At 64.1% G+C, this 20,387-nt stretch carries 15 protein-coding genes; 12 read left to right on the top strand and 3 right to left on the bottom strand.

The features are described 5' to 3' along the window. Positions 1 to 12 precede the first annotated feature (12 nt). The 12 genes from M2332_RS14860 (at position 13) to M2332_RS14915 (ending at position 14,262) form a co-directional block, all read left to right on the top strand. Complete coding sequence (locus M2332_RS14860) at positions 13 to 2,919, top strand: TonB-dependent receptor domain-containing protein (RefSeq protein WP_264574655.1); 2,907 nt, start codon at positions 13 to 15, stop codon at positions 2,917 to 2,919. A 112-nt stretch (positions 2,920 to 3,031) separates the two neighbouring features. Then, complete coding sequence (locus tag M2332_RS14865; protein ID WP_264574656.1) at positions 3,032 to 5,185, top strand: acetate--CoA ligase family protein; 2,154 nt, start codon at positions 3,032 to 3,034, stop codon at positions 5,183 to 5,185. A gap of 3 nt (positions 5,186 to 5,188) precedes the next feature. Next, positions 5,189 to 5,989 (top strand): crotonase/enoyl-CoA hydratase family protein, encoded by an 801-nt coding sequence (locus M2332_RS14870; protein WP_264574657.1) that lies wholly within the window; start codon positions 5,189 to 5,191, stop codon positions 5,987 to 5,989. Positions 5,990 to 5,992: 3 nt separating this feature from the next. After that, the gene (locus M2332_RS14875) at positions 5,993 to 7,165 is read left to right on the top strand and encodes a thiolase family protein (protein ID WP_264574658.1); all 1,173 of its coding nucleotides are present in this window, start codon (positions 5,993 to 5,995) and stop codon (positions 7,163 to 7,165) included. Between the two features lie 5 nt (positions 7,166 to 7,170). Continuing rightward, entirely contained in the window at positions 7,171 to 7,596 is a 426-nt protein-coding gene (locus M2332_RS14880; protein ID WP_264574659.1) for a Zn-ribbon domain-containing OB-fold protein, read from the top strand. A gap of 239 nt (positions 7,597 to 7,835) precedes the next feature. Then, positions 7,836 to 8,564, top strand: coding sequence for an SDR family oxidoreductase (locus tag M2332_RS14885; protein WP_264574660.1), 729 nt, complete (start codon positions 7,836 to 7,838; stop codon positions 8,562 to 8,564). 119 nt (positions 8,565 to 8,683) lie between these two features. Beyond that, positions 8,684 to 10,024 (top strand): MFS transporter, encoded by a 1,341-nt coding sequence (locus M2332_RS14890; RefSeq protein WP_264574661.1) that lies wholly within the window; start codon positions 8,684 to 8,686, stop codon positions 10,022 to 10,024. Then, on the top strand, positions 10,021 to 10,779 hold the full coding sequence (locus M2332_RS14895; RefSeq protein WP_264574662.1) for an HD domain-containing protein: 759 nt from the start codon (positions 10,021 to 10,023) through the stop codon (positions 10,777 to 10,779). Before M2332_RS14890 ends, M2332_RS14895 begins: the two co-directional genes overlap by 4 nt. Before the next feature lie 108 nt (positions 10,780 to 10,887). Beyond that, positions 10,888 to 11,898, top strand: a complete 1,011-nt coding sequence (locus M2332_RS14900) for a protocatechuate 3,4-dioxygenase (RefSeq protein WP_264574663.1) — start codon at positions 10,888 to 10,890, stop codon at positions 11,896 to 11,898. Between the two features lie 25 nt (positions 11,899 to 11,923). Further along, positions 11,924 to 12,598 (top strand): RraA family protein, encoded by a 675-nt coding sequence (locus M2332_RS14905; protein ID WP_264574664.1) that lies wholly within the window; start codon positions 11,924 to 11,926, stop codon positions 12,596 to 12,598. Beyond that, the gene (locus M2332_RS14910; protein WP_264569692.1) at positions 12,595 to 13,251 is read left to right on the top strand and encodes an RraA family protein; all 657 of its coding nucleotides are present in this window, start codon (positions 12,595 to 12,597) and stop codon (positions 13,249 to 13,251) included. Before M2332_RS14905 ends, M2332_RS14910 begins: the two co-directional genes overlap by 4 nt. Positions 13,252 to 13,263: 12 nt before the next feature. Then, positions 13,264 to 14,262: an amidohydrolase family protein gene (locus M2332_RS14915; protein WP_181558959.1), complete on the top strand. Its 999-nt coding sequence runs from the start codon at positions 13,264 to 13,266 to the stop codon at positions 14,260 to 14,262. Between the two features lie 261 nt (positions 14,263 to 14,523). Here the strand turns inward: M2332_RS14915 and M2332_RS14920 are convergent, their stop codons facing one another. From M2332_RS14920 to M2332_RS14930, 3 genes are all read right to left on the bottom strand, one after another. Next, a complete protein-coding gene (locus M2332_RS14920; RefSeq protein ID WP_264574665.1) occupies positions 14,524 to 17,217 on the bottom strand; it encodes a hypothetical protein in 2,694 nt (897 codons plus the stop codon). Positions 17,218 to 17,534: 317 nt separating this feature from the next. Further along, positions 17,535 to 18,653, bottom strand: coding sequence for a sensor domain-containing diguanylate cyclase (locus M2332_RS14925; RefSeq protein ID WP_264574666.1), 1,119 nt, complete (start codon positions 18,651 to 18,653; stop codon positions 17,535 to 17,537). 416 nt (positions 18,654 to 19,069) lie between these two features. After that, a complete protein-coding gene (locus M2332_RS14930; protein ID WP_264574667.1) occupies positions 19,070 to 20,344 on the bottom strand; it encodes an aromatic ring-hydroxylating dioxygenase subunit alpha in 1,275 nt (424 codons plus the stop codon). Positions 20,345 to 20,387: the final 43 nt, after the last annotated feature.

The raw sequence follows: 20,387 nt of genomic DNA on the forward strand, positions 1-20,387 counted from the left end.
ATAGGAGGGGATATGTCTCGTCGAACATGGTTGCTCGCGTCTGCTGCCGCTTGCACATTTGTCGCCCTGGGGTCTGCCCCGGCGCTCGCGCAGGATGGGCCGGCGCCCCAGGCGCAGGATAACGATGCGCAGGTGCGCGATATCATCATCACCGGCTCGCGCGTGAAGCGCGATGGCTTCCAGGCGCCCACGCCGCTGGTCGTCGTCACCTCCGAGGCGATTGCAGAGCGCGGCGCGGCCAATGTGGGCGACTATCTCAATGAGGTGCCGTCCTTCCGCCCGAGCGTCAGCAACCAGACCAACACCCAGTCGTCCAACCTTTCCGGCGCGACCTTCGCGGACCTGCGCGCGCTGGGGAACATCCGCACGCTGGTGCTGGTCGATGGCCGCCGCCATGTGCCGACTGTGCCGACCGGGCAGGTCGACCTCAACCTGATGCCGACGGTGCTGATCGACCGGATCGACGTCGTCACCGGTGGCGCGTCCGCCGCTTATGGGTCGGATGCCATTTCCGGTGTCGTCAACGTCATCATGAACAATCGCCTGACCGGCCTGAAGGGCGATCTTTCCCTGGGTCTTTCCGAAGAAGGCGATAATTTCGAGCGCCGCGTGGGCCTCGCATTCGGCAGCCCCTTCGCGGACGGGCGCGGGCATTTCACCATCGGCGGCGAATATGTGAAGTCCGATGGAATCGGCAGCTTCGATGATCGCGCCTGGGGCCGTCGCTACGAGGAATCCGTCTCCTTCGCGGCCAACCGTCCGGCCGGCGTGCCTTCCCGCTCATTCGAGAGCGGCGTGCGCTTCGTCAACTCGCTCATCGGCGGCGTCATTCTCGGCAACAATGCCGATACGAACCCGGCCAATGGCGTCGATGCCCTGCGCGGCATCTGGTTCCCGGCGCCCGGTCAGGTCGGCACGTTCACTTATGGCAATGAGAGCGGCGGCTCATCCTACAACATGTCCAGCTCGCAGGGCACGCCGCCCCGTCTCGGACATACGCTGGTGCTGCCGATCGACCGTTATGTCGTGCGTGCGAACCTCAATTATGAGCTGAGCGACTCCGTCGGCATGTTCGTCGAAGGGAGCTATGGCCGGTCCGGGTCCGATTATTCCGGCCCGATGCCGCGTGACACCGCGGTCAGCGGTCCGCGTGCGGTGGTGATCCAGCGGGATAACTATTTCCTGCCGGCGCAGGTCGCGACGATCATGGACGCGAACAATATCACGTCCTTCGTCATGGGTCGGTCCAACCCCGACTTCTCGTCCACCCAGATCGTCAACTTCAACAGCACCTATCGCATCGTCGGCGGGCTGAACGGCAACATCAGCGGATGGAACTGGGACGCTTACGTCCAATATGGCCAGAACAAGCTGGAATCGCAGATCCGCAACATGCGCATCCAGCAGAACTTCATCTGGGCGCTGGATGCGATCCAGCTTCCCAATGGTCAGATTGTCTGCCGCAACACCGTCGCGCGGGCGCAGGGCTGCCAGCCACTCAACCTGTTCGGCGCCGGCGCGATGTCGCAAGAGGCGATCAACTATGTGAACGGCACGCAGTTCCAGTCGATCACGACCAGCCAGTTCGTGGGCGCCGCCAATATCAGCGGCGAGCCCTTCTCGACCTGGGCGGGGCCAGTCTCGCTCGCGGTCGGCGGTGAATATCGGCGGGACAGCGCCGAAAGCGTCGTGGATTCGCTCGCGGCCGCCGGGGCGTACAACTTCTCGAACCCCAAGCCCTATGAAGGCGCGTTCACGACCAAGGAAGCCTATGCCGAGGTCGTGGTGCCGCTGGCCCGCGACGTGCCCTTCTTCAAGTCGTTCGATCTCAACGGCGCGATCCGGCACACCAATTATGAGGTGTCGGGCGGCGTCACGACGTGGAAGATCGGCGCGACCTGGGATGTGGTCGATGGCGTCCGCCTTCGCACGACACGCTCGCGGGATATCCGTGCACCCAATGCGGCGGAGCTGTTCTCGGTAACGTCCACCCAGTCGACCCTGCGCAATCCGTTCAACGGTGTGTCGCGGTCCTACACGGTGGTCTTCGCGCCCAGCGAGACGCTGGCGCCGGAGAAGGCGAACACCTTCACGGTCGGTGCGGTGTTCACGCCCACCTTCCTGCCCGGCTTCTCGGCCTCGGTCGATTTCTACAATATCAAGATCGACGGGGCGATCGCGAGCTTCCCGGCGCAGCAGATCATCGACAATTGCTATGCCGAGATCCAGGGCGGCACGCCGGGGGCCTTCTGCGCCACCACCTCGCTATCCGGCACCGGCACGAGCACGGAAATCAACTCCGTGACCGTCCAGTTGCTCAACCTTGCCTCGCTGGAAACGCGCGGCGTGGACTTCGAGATGGTCTATCGCTTCAATGCCGGGCCGGGCCGGGTCACGACGCGCCTGTTCGGCACCTATGTCGCTGACCTGATTTCCGACGACGGGCTGGGCGTTGCACCGACCTATAATGCCGCCGGGATCATCCAGACGCGCGGCAGCCGCATCGACCGCGCGGGGCAGTTGGGCGGGTTCACCTCCGGCCTCAACACCGGCGCGACCAGCGTGCCGCATTGGCAGCTCAATGCCAGCCTGGGCTACGAGACGGAGAAGTGGGGCACCACGCTCAACGCGCGCTGGATCGACAAGGGCATTGTGGACGCGACGCTCGTCCAGCCGGGCGACCCGGACTATAATGCGGCCTCGCCGATTTCGGTGGGCAACATGAACGTCGCCTCGCGGCTGTATCTGAACTGGACCGGCAACGTCACGCTCATGCAGCGGGGCGACAAGAAGGTGCAGCTCTACGCCGTGGTCAACAATCTGCTGAACAAGGAACCGCCGTTCCCCAGCACGCAGGTGGCCGGCTTCTACGACCGCATCGGCCGCGCCTACAAGGTTGGCGTCCGCTTCGCCTTCTGACCGTTCGGTCCGTGGCCGGGAGCAGCATCCCGGCCATGGTCCGGCTTTTCGATAATGGGGGCCGCGCTCGCGCGCCCTTTTTCATGGCCCCCTCAGCATGAATGGTGATCCTATGTCTGCGACCGATCTTTCCCCCCGGATCAAACCTGTGCGGGGAGCCGATGCGGTCGCCTTGTTCATGCGCCCCCGCTCGATCGCGGTCATCGGCGTGTCGGCCAAGCCCAAGACGGCGGGGCGGACGGTGCTCGCCAATCTCCAGCTCAACGCCTTTGATGGCGATGTCCATGTCGTCGGCCGGGCGGAGGGGGAGATTGACGGCTATCCCGTGACGCAGAGCATCGACGATCTGCCCGAGGGCATCGATCTGGCGGTGTTCACGCTCCCGGCGGCGGGTGTGAAGGATGCGCTGGAGGCCTGCGTGCGGCGCGGCGTCAAGGCGGTGACGGTCTTTTCCTCGGGCTTTGCCGAGGCGGGTAACCGGGCGGGGCAGGATGAACTGGTCCGCATCGCCTATGAGGGCAATGTCGCGCTGCTCGGGCCGAACTGCCTCGGTTACACCAATCTTGTGAAGGGCTTGCCCATCGGCTTTGCCAACGCCCGCAAGGTCGCCATGCTGGCACCGGACGATCCCAATCCCGCCATTGCCATGGTCTCGCAGAGCGGCGGGCTGATGGCCTATGCCAGCACCAATCTCGCCGCACGGCATCTGCCGATGGCCTATACCGTGTCCACCGGGAACGAGGCCGGCATCGGCATTCCCGATTTCATCGATTTCTTCGCGCAGGATGAGGCGACGAAGGTCATCGCCCTGTATCTCGAGGAAGTGCGCGATCCGCAGGCCTTCCTCGCCGCCGCCCGGCGCGCGCAAGCGGCCGGCAAGGCGCTGGTCGCCATTCATCCGGGCCGGGGCGAGAAGGGCAAGGCCGCGATCCAGTCGCACACCGGCGCGCTGGCGGGCGATTATGCCACCATGCAGCTCCATCTCGATCGGGCCGGCGTGGTGCTGGTCGAGACGCTGGAGGAGTGGGTCGATGTGATCGAGCTGCTGGCGCGCTATCCGGTCGCGCCGACCAAAGGCCCCGGCGTGCTCACCTTCTCCGGCGGCTTCTGCGCCATCGCGCATGACTATTTCGAGGCGCTGGATATGGAGATGCCCGCGCTCACCGAGCAGACCCGCAGCGAACTGGCGCCGCAACTCCCTGTCTTCATCCCGCCGCGCAACCCGCTCGATCTCGGCACGCAGGCGATTTTCCAGCCGGAGCTGATCCCGCTCGGCACCAACGCGCTGATGGCGGATGGCAATGTCGGCAGCGTGCTCATTGCCATCAACAGCGGCACGGCGGCCTCGCAGCGCGGCTATGGGCCGATGTTCATCGACAGCCTCAAGGGCAAGGATCGCCCGGCGATCATGGCCTTCCCGGCGCCGGAGATGGACCCTGACTTCGAAGCCTCGGTGCGCGCCAACCGCCTGATCCTCAGCCGCTCCATCGAGCGGTCGATGACGGCGCTGTCCCGCGTCACGCGCCATGGCCGCTCGCTGGAGCGCTCGGCGCGCTCGGTCACCCACACGCCCTTTGCCGATTTGCCGACGCTGGGCAGCGGCCCGCAGCCCGAATGGCTCGGCAAGCAGCTTCTCTCCGCCATGGGCATCCGCGTGCCCGCCGGCGGCCTCGCCACCTCGCTGGAGGAGGCCGAGGCGACCGCCGCTAAGGTCGGCTACCCGCTCGCCATCAAGGCGCAGGCCGGCGCGCTGGCGCACAAGACTGAGGCGGGCGGCGTCATCCTCGGCATAAGCGACGCCGACGAATTGCGCCGCGCCTGGGACGATCTCCACGCCAATGTCGCCCGCGCCCAGCCCGGTCTGGTGCTGGATGGCGTGCTGGTCGAGAAAATGGCGCCCAAGGGCCTGGAACTGATGATCGGCGCCAAGCGCGATGCCAAATGGGGGCCGGTCGTGCTGGTGGGCCTGGGCGGCATCTGGGTCGAGGCGCTGGGCGATGTGCGCCTGCTCCCGGTCGACATGGCGCAGGAGGATATCGTCGCCGAGCTGATGAAGCTGCGCAGCGCCAAGCTGCTCAAGGGCTTCCGGGGTTCGCCCCCGGTTGACGTGCAGGCGGTCGCCCACACCGCCGCGCTGATCGGCCGCCTGATGGAAACCATGCCGCAGATTGAGGAGATCGACCTCAACCCCGTCTTCGTGCATCCCCAAGGGGAAGGGCTGACCGCCGTCGATGCCCTCATCATCACCGCTGCGGAGGGGAACTGAACCATGAGCGAGACGCTGGCGACCTATGAGCTGGATGGCGAGATCGCCATCGTCGGCATCAACCGCGCGGCTAAGCGCAACGCGGTCAATACGGAAGTGATGGCAAGCCTGCACGCGGCGTTCGAGCGCGCCGCGTCGGAAGCGCGCGTCGGCATCCTCTTTGGCCATGGCGGCAATTTCTCGGCCGGGCTGGATCTGGCGGAAGCCGCCTCGCGCATGAGTGGCGCCAATCCGCCCAAGCCTTGGGAGCGCGGCCGCTGGACGGTCCCGCTCGATCTCGTCGCGCGCGGGCCGATCCCGTGGATCGCCGCGCTGGAGGGCGCCTGCATCGGCGGCGGGCTGGAGATCGCCTCGGCCTGTCAGGTCCGCGTTGCCGACGAGAGCACCTTCTTCGCCCTGCCGGAGGGCAAGCGCGGCATCTTCGTGGGCGGCGGCGGCGCCGTGCGCATTCAGGGCCTGATGGGTTACGCCCGCATGGCCGACATGATGCTCACCGGCCGCGTTCTCAGCGCCGCCGAGGGCGAGCGCGCCAATCTCTGTCAATATGTCGTGCCCAAGGGCGAGGCGATGGCCAAGGCGAAGGAACTGGCGGCCAGCATCGCCAGCAATGCGCCCAACACCAATTGGGCCGTGTGCGCCGCGCTCCCCCGCATCGGCGACATGAGCCATAGCGACGGGCTGTTCTTCGAGGGGCTGATCGGCGGATCGGCCCGCAGCAGCGAGGGCACCGACCGCATCCGCGCCTTTGTCGAGCGCGGCGAGAACAAGGTCGCCGCGCCCCCTTCCGACCCGACGAAAGGCTGAACCATGGCGCTGCGGGACAATGCCATTGTCGGCTATGCGGAGACCAAGATCGTCCTGCGCAGCGAGGTCGATGTCTGGGAGCTGGGCGCCGAAATCCTCGACGGCATTCTCGAGCAGACCGGCTTCGAGAAGGGCGAGATCGACGGGCTGATCCTCTCATCCTCGTCCACCGGCGCCGGCAACATCTTCTGGTCGCAGACCACGGCCGATCAACTCGCGCTGGAGCTGGATTTCTGCCAGACGGTGGACATTGGCGGCTCCTCACCGGTCGGCGCGGTGGCGCGCGCCGCCGCCGCCGTCGATGCCGGGCTCTGCACCACCGTCCTCTGCCTCTTCGCCGATACCGCCGTGGCCGAGAATAACGGCCGCCCGCGCTCCTATGGCGCGGAGTGGACCACGCCTTATGGCTATCTCGGCGCGCCCGCCGCCTTCGGCATGTTGAGCCGCTATTATCATGACAAGTTCGGCCTGGACGAGCGCGCTCTCGGGAGGCTGGCGGTGGCCCAGCGCGAGCACGCCCTGCGCAATGACAAGGCCTGCGAGAAGCTGCGCAAGCCGATCACGGTCGATGATTATGTGCAATCGCGCATGATTAACGATCCGATCCGCCTGCTCGATTGCGTGATGCCCTGCGATGGCGCCAGCGGGGTGCTGGTGACCAGCCGCAAGCGCGCGGAGCAGCGGGGCCTCACGCGCTGTGCGGTGCTGCGCGGCTATGGCGAGCGCACCAATCTCGGTGCCGCCTTGGCAATTGTCGATCCCACCGTCACCGGCCATCGGCAGGCAGGGGAACGGGCCTTCGCGCAGGCCGGGCTCACCCCCCGCGATATCGGCTCTTTCCATCCTTATGACGACTTCATCATTGCGATCATGATGCAGTTGGAAATGCTCGGCTTTTGCGCGCACGGGCAGGGCGCGGCGTTCATCCACGAGACCGATTTCCTGTTCTCCGGCGATCTGCCGCTCAACACCGGCGGCGGCCAGATTTCCGCCGGGCAATGCGGTCTGGCAGGTGGCGGCACCAATCTTGTCGAAGCCGTGCGCCAATTGTTCGGCGATGGCGGCGCGCGGCAGGTGAAGGACCGCCGCCATGCGCTCGTCACCGGCATCGGCGGCATTCCCTATGGGCGGAACTGGAACACCAGCACCGCCCTCATCCTCACGTCGGAGGGCTGAGGCGCATGGCCGATCTCAACGATCTCCTCGATATCGATCGCCCGCTGCCCCCCGAGCGCAGCTTCTCGCGCCCCTATTGGGAAGCGACGCGCGAGAAGAAGCTGCTCATCCAATATGATCGCGTGGCCGGCGCCTATCAGTTCTACCCGCGCCCCACGAGCATCTACACCGGCCGCCGCGACACTCTGGAATGGCGCGAGGTCTCCGGACGCGGCACCATCTTCAGCTACACGATTGTCCGCCGCGCCCGCCCGCCGTTCCGCGACAAGGAGCCCTATGTCGTCGCCATGGTCACGCTGGAGGAAGGCGTGAATGTGATGAGCAACATCATCCATTGCAGCGAAGCCGATCTGAAGACCGGGATGGCGGTGAAGCCCTATTGGCATCCGCTGCCCGACGGTCGCCACCTGTTGCTGTTCGAACCGGCCTGAGACTTCGCCGTCCGATCCTCTTTTGAATGGCCAGAGCGATGACGCCTGCTTAGGCTAGGCGGCGTAGGCAGAACGTGACGGCAATCGGAGGCCCCCTTCGTCATTCCCGCGAACGCGGGAATCCAGCTTGGACCTTGCGTCTCGGCGCAGGCGTGGACCTGGATTCCCGCGTTCGCGGGAATGACGAGGGGAGATGGCAGGCCGGTGCATCCGCCGCGCACAAGGGAGAAGGACGCATCATGAGTTACATCAAGGGCAAGGTCGCGCTTGTTACCGGCGCCAGCTCGGGTCTCGGCGCGGCCATCGCAACCGAATTTGCCGCAGCCGGGGCATCGCTGATCGTCGGCGCGCGCCGCAAGGCACCGCTGGATGCGTTCGCGGCGGAGGTCGAAGCGCAGGGCGGGCAGGCGCTCGCCGTGCAGTGCGACGTCTCGCAGGAGGCGGATGTGCAGGCGATGTTCGCCGCCGGCCTCGCGCGCTTCGGCCGCATCGATATCCTCATCAACAATGCCGGCATTGCCGATCATACCCCGACCGATGAACTCACCTTCGCGCGCTGGTCGGAAGTGATCGACACCAATCTCAACGGCGCTTTCCTGTGCGCGCGGGAGGCGCTGCGGATCATGAAAGGGCAGGGGGCAGGCCGTATGATCCACATCGGCAGCCTGTCCGCGCAGGTGCCTCGGCCGAACACGATTGCCTATGCCGCGAGCAAGTTCGCGCTGGCGGGCATGAACCATTCGCTCGCCATTGACGGGCGCGATCATGGCGTCGCCTCGTCCATCTTCCACCCCGGCATTGTCGGCACCAATCTGGTGCAGAACATGCACGAGGGCGATCCGCGCGACCGGATCAGCGCCGATGTCGCGGCGCGTGCCGTGCTGGCCATGGCGGATCTCCCCGATCATGTGAACTTCGTCGATGGCACCATATTGCCGCTCAATATGCCCTTTCTGGGCCGCGGCTGATCGCGCCCGATATTGTTGTTTGAAGCAACGGAGTTGTTGACAGGTCGATAGGATGCATGGGAAGCTGAGCCGATAAAAAAAGCATGAATCGGCAAGGCTGGCTACGGAGAGGACAGGCGATGGCCACGACACCCGCGACAGGCAAATACTATCCCGGTTGGTGGGTGGTGGCTGCCGGATTCATCATCTTCTTCTTTTCCTTCGGCGGCCCGACCTACTCCATGTCGCTCCTCTATAATGAGGTGATCGCGGAGTTCGGCTGGACCCGTGCCGAGGCCACCGGCATCTATGCGTGGAAAGGCCTCACCGGCGCGCTGGTCGCCATTCTCGTCATCGGGCCGGCGGTGCAGCGCTTCGGGTTGAAACCGGTCTTTCTCACCGTGCTGATCATCCAGGCGCTGGGCTTCTTCACCTTCCTCAACGTCAGCTCCATCGCCACTTACTTTTTGGCCGGCTTCCTCATTGGCCTCGGTCAGGGCGCCGTGCTGCTCTGCATCAAGCTGATGGTGGCGCGCTGGTTCATGCGCAATGTCGGCTTTGCCGGGGCGCTGGCGCTGGTCGGGTCGAGTGCCGGCGGCGTGGTCTTTCCCATCATCATTGCCGCGCTCATTCCCGAGATCGGCTGGCGCACGACCTATGCGCTGATTGGCGTGTCGATCCTCGCCGTCTCGGTGCCGCTCGTCCTGTTCGTCAAGCAGAACCCCACGGAAGAGGATCTGCTGCCGGAGACTGCCAATGCCAAGGGCGTGTTGCCCAGCGCCGAGGTGGCGGCGGCCACGCGCGCGGCGGACATTCCGATGAGCTATGCCGAACTGGTGCGCAAGCCGATGTTCTGGGGCATCATGGTCGGCGTGCTGATCATCGCCGGCGTGGATCAGGGCCTGTTCCAGAACATGCAGCTCTATTTCGTGCAGGAAGTCGGTCTGACCCGCGAGACGGCGGCGTGGCTGCTCTCGCTCACCTCGGCCATCGGCCTCGCCTCCAAGTTCATCGCCGGCAAGTTCTTCGATGTCTATTCGGTGAAGGGCATCGCCGCCTGGTATCTGCTCATCGCCGCGATGGTGCTGCTGGCCTTCCAGGTCTCCAGCCTCTCCACCGCGATCATCTTCATCTGCGCGCTGGGTCTCGCCCATGGCGGACTGGTCTGCGAGGGGCCGGTGCTGGCCAAGCATGTCTTCGGCCCGCGCAACATGGACAAGGTCCTGCCCATCGTCACCGGCTGCTTCGCGCTTGGCTCGTCCATCGGCCCGGTGACGCTCGCCTATATCTACGATGTGAATGGCCATTATGTCTGGGGCTTCGCGCTGTTCGCCGCCATGGCGTTCTTCGCGGCGTTCCTGCTCACCTTCGTGCGGCCGCTCTATCGGGACAGGCTGCGGGCCGCGACGCAGACCGGCGTGGGCGAGGGGGCGGGGGTGGCAACGCCGCCGGCCACCGCCAAGCCCTCCGCCGCGCTATGAGTGCGCCGGATCTGCACAACCTCCATGCGCAGGCCGATGCGCTGGAGGAGGAGATGAGCGAGGCGCTGGACGCGATCATCATCAAGTCCACCCTCTACCAGTCCGGCGACGTCGATCCGCGCCTGCCGCGCCCGCCCATCGACAATCCGCGCAGGCTGCCGTTCCTGATGGGCCCGGACCCGCGCCTGCCACCGATGCCGGAGAAGCCGACTTTGGTCGATTTCTTCCGTCATCGCTTCGGCCCGTCCGCGCACGTCCTGCAAAGCGCGAAGCTGGCGCGCGATGCCGGGCATGACGAGAAGATCGTACTCGCCTGCCTGCTGCATGACATCGCCGTCACCGGCTTCATCCGCGCCGATCATGGCTATTGGGCGGCGCAGTTGATCGAGCCTTATGTCGATCCCGAGGTCAGCTGGGCGGTGCGCGAGCATCAGGTGGTGCGCTTCTACCCCGATGAATCGGTCGGCTATGATTATCCCGAGGCTTATATCCGCTTCTTCGGCGCCGATTACCGGCCCGATCCCCATATCGACCGCGCCTATCAGCGCGCCCGCAACCACAAATGGTATATGAGCGCCCGGCTCGTCACGCTCAATGATTTCTACGCCTTCGACCCCAATGTCGTCGTGGAGATCGAAGAGTTTACGGACATCATCGGCCGCCATTTCCGCCAGCCGGAGGAAGGGCTTGGCTTCGATGACAGCCCCTCCGCGCACATGTGGCGCACCATCATGATGCCGACGCGCTTTCTCTGAACAGCCTTGTCGAAAGCGCCCGCCATCGGTTGCTAACCGCATCGATATTGTTTACTGAGTCTACAATTATATGCCCGAGCGGCAACAATCTGGGAGCGGAGCGGAATCATGGCGGAGATCGTGCTGGGAATGTGGACATCGCACGGGCCGACCCTCTCGACCACGCCCGAGCAATGGACCCTGCGCGTCGCGGCCGATCTCAAGCGCCAGCATCCCTTCCGCGGCGCCGAATACAGCTTCGATGAGCTGGTCACGTTGCGCGCGGGCGAAAACCTCGCCGAGGCCTGCACCCTGCCGGAGCGCGAGCGCCGCTCGGCCGCCTGCCAGAGCGCGATCAGCGACATGGCCGACCGTTTCGCCGCCGCGAAGATCGATGTCGCCGTCATCATGGGCAATGACCAGCGCGAGCTGTTCCTGGAGGATGTGACGCCTGCCATCACCGTCTATCTCGGCGAGACGATCTGGGATCAGCCCGCCACCCCCGAGCAGGCCGCCCGCATGCCGCCGGGCATTCACGAGGCCGAGTGGGGCCACAGCCCGCCCGAGCGCCGGGACTATCCCTGCCAGCCCGAGCTCGGCATGCACGTCTGCAAATCGCTGGTGCCGCAGGGCTTCGATCTTGCCGTCTCCAAGAAGCTGCCCGAGCCCGCCGGCCATTGGTCGAGCGGCGCGCCGCACTCGCTCGGCTTCATCTATCGCCAGATCATGCGCGACGCGGTCGTGCCCAACCTGCCGATCCTCATCAACACCTTCTTCCCGCCCAACCAGCCCACCGCCCGCCGCTGCTTCGAGCTGGGACGCGAGGTCGGCAAAGCGATCCGCAGCTGGAAGCAGGATCTGCGTGTCGCCGTGTTCGGCTCGGGCGGCATGAGCCACTTCGTCATCGACGAGGATTTCGACCGCATGTTCTTCGAGGCGCTGCGCACCCGCGATGCCGAGACGCTCTGCGCCATCGAGGACAAGCACCTCCAGTCCGGCACCTCCGAGCTCAAGACCTGGATCGCCGCCGCCGGCGCGCTGTTCGACACTGATCTCACCGGCGACGTGGTCGGCTATGAGCCCTGCTACCGCTCGGAGGCCGGCACCGGCACCGCCAATGGCTTCGTCGCCTGGCAATAAGCCAAGATTTTTCTGAGGACGGATGATGACAGCAACAGACCCCCATGTCGCGCGGCTGCGCCAGCTGGATGCCTGCGCCGTGTCGGACACGCTGGACAAGCTGGGCCTGGCCGGCTGTGTGACCGGGCTGCGCTCGGCCTCGCCGGGCAAGCGGATCGCCGGGCGCGTCCACACCGTGAAGCTCAAGGCCGGCAACGCGCCCGCCGACCGCCCGCCGGTGCATCTGGGCGCTGCCGCCATCGACGCCAGCGGCCCGGACGATGTGATCGTGGTCGAGCAGCGCACCGGCATCGATGCCGGCTGCTGGGGCGGCATCCTGTCGCGCGGCGCGCAGCACAAGGGCGTGGCGGGCGTGATCTGCGAGGGGCTGGCCCGCGATGTCGATGAAGCCCGCGAGATCGGCTTTCCGGTCTTCTGTCGCGGTTATACCGCCCGCACCGCGCGCAACCGCGTCTATGAGGATGCCACCGACGTGCCCGTCACCGTAGGCGATTTCACCGTCGAACCCGGTTTCTATGTCATCTGCGATTCCAGTGCGGCGGTGTTCATCGCGCCAGCCGACATCGCCCGCGTGCTCGATGCCGCCGAGGATATCGTCCGCCGCGAGGGCGAGATGACCCGCCGCCTCGCCACCGGCGAGAGTGCCAGCTTTGTGCTCGGCGCCAATTACGAATATATGCTCAAGGGCGACCAACAATGACCGACGACCGCAACGTCACCCGCGCCGCCGCGCTCGATACCGCCACGCTGAGCGACGCGCTCGACCGGCTCGGCATCGTCGGCCAGTGCTACCAGATCGCCGGGCGCGATCCTGATTTCCGCATGGCCGGCCGCGCCTACACCATGCTCTGCGGTCCCGCCTCGACCCCGCCCGGCACGGTGGGCGATTATATCGATGATGTCCCCCCCGGCCATGTCGTCGTCATCGACAATGGCGGCCGCGAGGATGCCACCATCTGGGGCGATATCCTCACCGAGATCGCGCATCGCCGCGGCCTCGCCGGCACCGTGATCGACGGGATCAGCCGCGACGTCTCGCTCTGCCGCGCGCTCGGCTATCCGGTCTTCAGCAAGGGCCACTGGATGCGCACCGGCAAGGATCGGGTGCAGGTGGAAGTCACCAACTGCCCCGTCAACATCGGCGGCGCCCGCGTGGCGCCGGGCGATATCCTGCGCGGCGATCCCGATGGCGTGATCGTCATCCCGCAAGCGCATGAGGAGGCCGTCCTCGCCGCCGCCGAGGAGATCCACGCCGCCGAGGAGAGCATCCGCGCCGCCTGCCGCACCGGCATGCGCCTCGATGAGGCCCGCGCGCAGTTCAAATATCACAGCCTTCAGACACGTCAGAAATAAGGGGATCACCCGATGATCATCGACTGCCATGGTCACGTCAGCGCTCCGGTGGAGCTTTGGGCCTATAAGGCGAGCCTGCTCGCGCATCGCGGCTCGCACGGGCGCGGGAGCGTCAAGGTGACGGACGAGCAGATCATTGCCGCCGCCCACCACAAGGAGACCTGGCCGGACGGGCACATCGAGCTGCTGCACAATCACGGCACGGACATGCAGCTCATCTCGCCGCGCCCGTTCCAGATGATGAACTCGGCCAAGCCCGCGCGCGTCGTCCACTGGTTCTGCGAGGAGGTGAACACCCTCATCCACCGCCAGTGCACGCTCATCCCGGAGATGTTCATCCCGGTCGCCGGCCTGCCGCAAGTGGCGGGCGAGCCCATCGAGAATGTCTTTGCGGAGATGGACCGCTGCGTCGCCATGGGCTTCAAGGGCTTCCTGCTCAACCCGGACCCCTATGAGAATGGCGCCGAGGAAGCCCCGCCGCTGGGCGACCGCTACTGGTATCCGCTCTACGAGAAGCTGTGCGAGCTGGATCTGCCCGCGCACATCCACGCCACCGGCTCCCAGTCCGAGCGCTCGCCTTATTCGCTGCACTTCATCAATGAAGAGACGATCGCCACCTATAACCTCTGCACCTCATCGGTGTTCGATGATTTTCCGCAGCTCAAGGTGGTGGTGAGCCACGGCGGCGGCGCCATCCCCTATCAGCTCGGCCGCTTCGAATCCCAGTCGCGCCGCACCAAGCACCTCTTCTCTGAGCGCATGGCCAAGCTCTATTTCGATACCGTGCTCTACACCGAGGGCGCCCTGCGCCTGCTCATCGAAACCGTCGGCCCCGAGCGCTGCCTGTTCGGCTCCGAATGCCCCGGCGTCGGCTCCACCATCGATCCCGCCACCGGCAAGCAAATGGACCACATCGCGCCGTTCATCCAGAAGTTCGACTTTTTGAGCGACGCCGACAAGAAGCTGATCTTCGAGGATAATGCGCGGAAGGTGTTTAATTTGGAGGTTTGAGGGGGCGACGCATCATTTAAAGACCGCGTACGCCCGCGCAGCCGACGTTGAGCGGGCGAACCTCGTTGCCGATAACGGTTATTCGTTCATTACACTTTCCGAGACCGCAAATGCTTATTTGGGGACGGTTGTGGGTAGATATTTTCACAGTTGGCCCTCCGGATACGCGGCATCCATTGGGAACGATGGCTGGCGCACCAAGAGAACCGTTGAATTCGTTTTGAAAATCCTGCGCGTGGGAATTGCGCTGGCAGCACCCTCTCAATTCGCTTTGTTGAACCGAAACGCCCAAGAATCGAGCCGCCCCGCAGGTGCGTTCCCGGCAATCAAATTGACGCGCTCGATGGTAAAAATCGGCCTCGCACACCAGACCTCTGTTGCAATCCGAGACAACTGCCGCAACGCATAATCATCTAAAAGACTTTTAACCTGTGAATCATCAAGGGTCTTGCGTCCGCGCTCTACAATTTCGCGTCGGTCTTCCTCGCTAAGGAGGTCGGAGGAAGTAGATTTAGATACTACCGCTACAGTTGCATGAAGTACCGACGTGAAATACGGCGTAGTAAGTTTGTTGATATCCCGGAAATTTAGGCTGTTGCGATAATCCGTGTGATTTATCGGAATATCCACGACAGTGCTTTCGCCGATTGCCTGACGAAATTGCTCAACCGTTGCGAATCGCCCGCCGAGAAAGCCAAACGGCAGCCTAGATGATTCCGCACCTAACCTAAGGAGAGCGTGGCAGATTTCGACTTGATGCGCCGGAGTGAAACGATCAATGTTGATCAGATCATCCTGCTCTTTTGCCCAGCGCGCGATCGCGTCGCGCGAGGCAGTGACTGACGCGCGGACACGAGCCGCATCTTGGGTATCTCCGATAACGACGCCGACTACGGAACTGCTGCCGATGAAACCGACGAGCCGTTGCGCTTCTTCGTCGTAAACAAGCGGATGGCGCTCAAACGTGTGGCGCTGTGCGGAAAAGCCGCCGACTGAGACGATGCAAGATCCCTCATTCCCTAAAGTAGAAACTAGCAAGGCGCCGCGACCAACAACAGTGCCGTCTGATTCGACAATCTGTCGCACACGGTCGGCATGGGTCGAGACGATATGCCGTGCAAACCGAGGCTCCTGGAGCGAGCAGACTTCCTCTAGAAAAGTAGCGGCGGGGCTAACAAGCCACTGTCCAGAATGTTTGCGCGTTTCGCCATGGACGCGATCAATGATCTCAATATCCACATCGACTGCAGCAATCAGGTGCACGACCTGCGCCACAAAACTGACGAGATGTTCGGCGCGATATCGCCCTATCTTATTCGGTGCTAGCTGAGCACGCGCCTTGTCGTTGAGTTTGACGCTTACGCGAGTGGTGTAGTCTAGCGGAAGCTCCCCGGTAGCTGCTCGGCGCAGCAGAGGTCTGCGGGTCAGTTCATCGAAGCTCAAGACGGCAGCGGAATTCTCGCTGGCGTCGAATCTTCGCGTTATGACACGTACGGCTTCCCCCAGCAGGAAAATGGAAAAGAAGCCGATTCCAAATTTGCCGACTAGCTTAGGAGCGTGACTGCGTAGTCCCGGGAATTCCTCGTCCATTAGGGTCGATGACCAGAACGATTTGCCGAAATCGATCAGCGGTCCGGTCACTACGCGCTCGGACATACCCGTGCCTTGGTCATCAACGTGGAGCCATACCTCCGACGGGTCACTGTCCGGTGACTCGATGATCAATCGGATCTTGCCCCAATCGCTTTCGCGATTTTGATGGGCACGCCGCGCGCGCACGGCATCGACCGCGTTTTGAAGGAGCTCGCGGACCGGTGCAATCGCCCCTGAGCCATAGAGGTTACGACCACCGAGGGTCCGTGCAAGATGAACCGGATCAGAAACCTTGACCTCGGCACTTATAGGCGTCCAGCCTTCCACCCTCACGGTTTTGCTTAAGAGACGCGGTGCCTCGATGCCATAGACGCCAGTCGCAGCAAATTGCGGTGATCCGGATTCCTCAAGGATCGCGTTGCTCGATTTGAGTTCACCGTCGACCATCTGCATGGTGTCATATGCGAGCCACCAACTTGATGCCTCGTCCACCCGAAACGGCTGGCCAGCGTAGAAGACCAGCTTGTCCTTGGCTCGCGTGACTGAGTTGAGCTTGTTTTGGAAGGTCCAGTGCTCTGCTGACACGCCCGCGACGTCGGAGATCGCGAACAGCATTGTTGGTGCACGCAACGCGTCAATGTGCGCAGCATCCGCACAGCGCAAAAGGCAGGCCACCTTCAGTTCGTTCAGGGTCCATTCCGGAGGGAAGCCTGGAATAGTGCCGGCGTGCGTAACAAGTTTGCTCGTCAGATCGTTGCTGTTCCAATGGTGGCTGTGCGCAATGCGTCCAATCGCAGCGCCCAGCGCATCGTGGAGGCCCACATCTTGGAGAAGCGGTATCGCCTCCTCGCGGTTAGGACGCTTAAAGGTGAAGCTGATCAGTCTTTCCGCCTGCTCAGCGTGAAGCTTACGCAATGTCGCGAATAGGACCGTCTGCTGTTCCTCGCGTGATAAAGGATCAGTTGAGGCCGGCACGCGACGTGCGCGAGCGCCCGCTTCAGCATCACGCCACGCTGCAGTTTCGGCAAGGTCTGCAAGCCCGCCGGGATAGGCGGCCACGGCGAGGCCGGTGTCGTGGAGCAGGATCGAAGCTCCGAAAACGAAAGCCTCGATCGGGGTCAGCTCGAAGTCGTCGCCGGCTATGCACGTGGCCGTCTGCCACAAGGCGTCAAGGTGGGATTCCTCGTGCACAGTTAGGCCAAGTACATCCCGATGAATATTTCGTACGAACGGAATCACGTTTTCGCGCATCGTAAGTAGCGCGCTCCGGAGCCGATCGCGATATTTCGACGCAGAGTCATTCTCGCGCGTCGCCAGACTGCGCTGCCACAAAGCAGTCGCTTCAACATGTTCGATAGCCATTCCCACCCCATTCGATAATGCTATGGAGCATTGCTCAAGTTTGACGTGATGTCGATGCCGGAGACGCCCCGGCAAAAAACGCCCAAGAGGCTCATCAACGCGAAGCGCCGTTCCGCAATTGAGCGGCCCCACCAAAAAGCCCGGCCAGATCACGCCAGCCGGGCCAGTCTGATGCCGAGAGAGGTCGGCTGATCGCGCGGGCGTCGTCCGCCGCCCTCAGGCGTCCACATAGCCCTTATTGTCCTGGCTGATGCGCATCGCCTCCTGCGGTTGGCGGTGGGGTTAGCGGTGAGGTGCTATCAGCCACCCGCTGCACATCACGCCGCCAATCCTGCAACGCGATCCCGCCCCTCCGCCTTGGCGTGATACAGCGCCTTGTCGGCCCGGACGACGGCAGGCTCGAACGCTGTTTCGGCCGCTGTCACCTGCGAGAAGCCTATGCTGACACTCCATGATCCCGGTGCGGCGCCAGCGGCGCGGCATCGGTTCATTAGCGCCTCGACGATCAGGCGTTGCCCTTCGCAACTCGCCGGCAGCAGCAGGATGAATTCGTCGCCACCAATGCGTGCGAGAGCGCCGTCTTGTGCCTGTGCGATCCGGCCAGCCTCCTGAGCGATACCGCGCAAGACGGCGTCGCCTGCCTCATGCCCGTGCAGATCGTTGACGGCCTTGAAATGATCGACATCGATCGCGACGACGGCCGCGCCAGGCGCGAGCAGGCGCTGCTTCTGCACCTCCAGGCCCGCCCTGTTCCACACGCCGGTCAGCGGATCGCGAAGCGCTGCGGCGCGCAGCGCGTCCTGCGCCTGATCGATTGGCAGCACCAGCAAACCAAGATTGATGATGCCGAGCAACGCCTGATCTGCGAGCAGCGGCAGGCTGCCCAGCGAGTGGTCGCCCGAGAGCACGCCCAGATGGCCCACCAGCGAAATCAGGAATATGGGGATGTAGGCGAGCAGGCCTGCGCCTGCGATCCGCTGCCCGCGCAATGGGCCCGAGATCATGGCTGTCCCATTGATCGCCATGGCTGCGGTCAGGCCAAGGACATCGGCGATCCGCGGGATTTGGGAGTCTGCCGGGAGCCAGCCTTGGGCCATCAGCAACAGCGGCCCAAGATGGGCAACGCCGATGACCAGCGCCGGCAGCGCCATCCACGGCGCGAGCACGGGCCGGCCTTCGAACCGGCGAACGCCCATGACGGAGACCGTGTTGCTGAAGGCGAGCATCATCAACAGCGCCGTCGCAGCGCCCATGCCGCGCTCACCCCACAGGGCAAAGCCGATCATCACACCGCCGTAGAGAAGCGCGCTTGCCGACCAGAACAGCAGATAATCATCCGCTTTTCGACCACGCCAAAGCAGCAGAAATACGATGCCGAAGGCGCTCGTATTCACGAGGCTGCAGAGCTGCAGCGTGTCGATGTCCAGCAAATTCATGATTCATCCGATCTTAAAGCTCTCCTGTCCGAGATCGGGTTAACAATGCGTGATGCCCGCGCATTTCATCGCAGCGGAACACCGCGTTTTGAGATCAGCCGTTCAACGGCGCAAGAGGCGCGGACGTGGCACGACGGGGAGGGCGCGATTGGGAGATCGGGCGGACGGAGCGCTCGGCTTACTCCGCTTATCGCCGCCCTGGGCTCCTCCCTGCGCAGAAGCATGGAGGATGAGAGCCAAGCTTCACGCCCGCCCAATACCCCCAGTGCTCCTGCGCAGGCAGGAGCCCAGGGCGCACCGGACGAACCTCGCAGCCATGCGGCATCCCCCAACAAAAAGCCCGGCCAGATCACGCCAGCCGGGCCAGTCTGATGCCGAGAGAGGTCGGCTGATCGTGCGCGTGTCGCCCGCCGCCCTCAGGCGTCGACATAGCCCTTATTGTCCTGGCTGATGCGCATCGCCTCCTGCTGCAGCTTCAGCACATGCGCGGGCTGGCCATATTGGAAGATGAAGCGCTTGAGGTGCATCGCACCGCCGGCTTCGATTTCCTCGGCGGTCATGCCTTCCATCACGGCGTCGCGGTGGATGGTGGGCAGGGGGATCGCCTTGTTGATCGCGGGGTCGCGGATGATCGCCTTGGGGTCTTCGCCGCGGCCGATCTTCTCCATGTCGCGCAGGAACTGGCGGCGCATCATGCCGATGCCCTTGTCGCTCAGGCCGAGATTTTCCTGCGTCCGGTCCGAGATGGTGCCCTGGCCGATCCAGGCGACGAAATCCTGGTTCATCACATGGCTGGTGATCCACTCGCCGCGCTCGTCCTTGATCGGGCCGAACCAGACCGGGATGGATTGCTGCACATAGGGCTCGGCATCGCGCGGCACGCGGGTGAAGAACCAGCCGACGCTCATCATCGTCTCATCGTCGATGGGCACGCGGAACTCGAAATGGTCGCCGGTGAACATCGCATTGGGCCACAGGCACGCGCGGCCGATGGTCCACAGCGGGTTGGTCTCGTCCGTGTCCTCGCGGATGCGATTATAGGTGTAGCCATACTCATATTCGCGGAAGTCGATCTTGAGGTGCTTGGGGCCATAGGGGCCGGTCTCGCCGCGCAGTCGCTTGCTCCAATTGGCGTGCATCCACTCGAAGTGGATCGGGTCCATCGAGTTTTCCTGCCCCTGCAGCCAGTTGCACGGCAGCTCGGAGATCACGATCTGGCGGAAGCCGTTCTTCCACGAGAAGGGTTCCCAGTCCGGCAGCTCGGGTGCGGGGAGGGGGCCCATATAGGCCCAGAGCAGCCCGGCATGGGCGCGGACCGGATAGGCCTTGATCCGCACCTTGTCCTTGTAGCGCCCCTGCGGATTGGCGGTATCCTCGAAGGGTTGCTCGGTGCAGGCGCCCTGCGCGTCGAACATCCAGCCATGATAGCTGCAGCGCAGCCCGTCGGGCTCGACCATGCCGCAGGCCATGTCGGCGCGGCGGTGGGGGCAGTGGCGGTCCATCAGGCCGAACTGGCCGGAGAGATCCTTGTAGAGCACCAGAGTCTCGCCCATGATCCGCACCGGCTTGGTGGCGCGCGTCTCGAACTCGCTTTCGCCGGCGATGGGGTGCCAGTAGCGGCGCAGCAGCTCGCCCATCGGCGTGCCGGGGCCGACGCGGGCCAACTTTTCATTCTGTTCTGCAGACAGCATGGCGCATCCCTCCTTGGTCATCTGCCGGGAATCCGTGGGCGCA

The sequence above is a fragment of the Sphingobium sp. B11D3A genome, from assembly GCF_025961695.1.
In the GTDB taxonomy this organism is placed as follows: Bacteria; Pseudomonadota; Alphaproteobacteria; order Sphingomonadales; family Sphingomonadaceae; genus Sphingobium.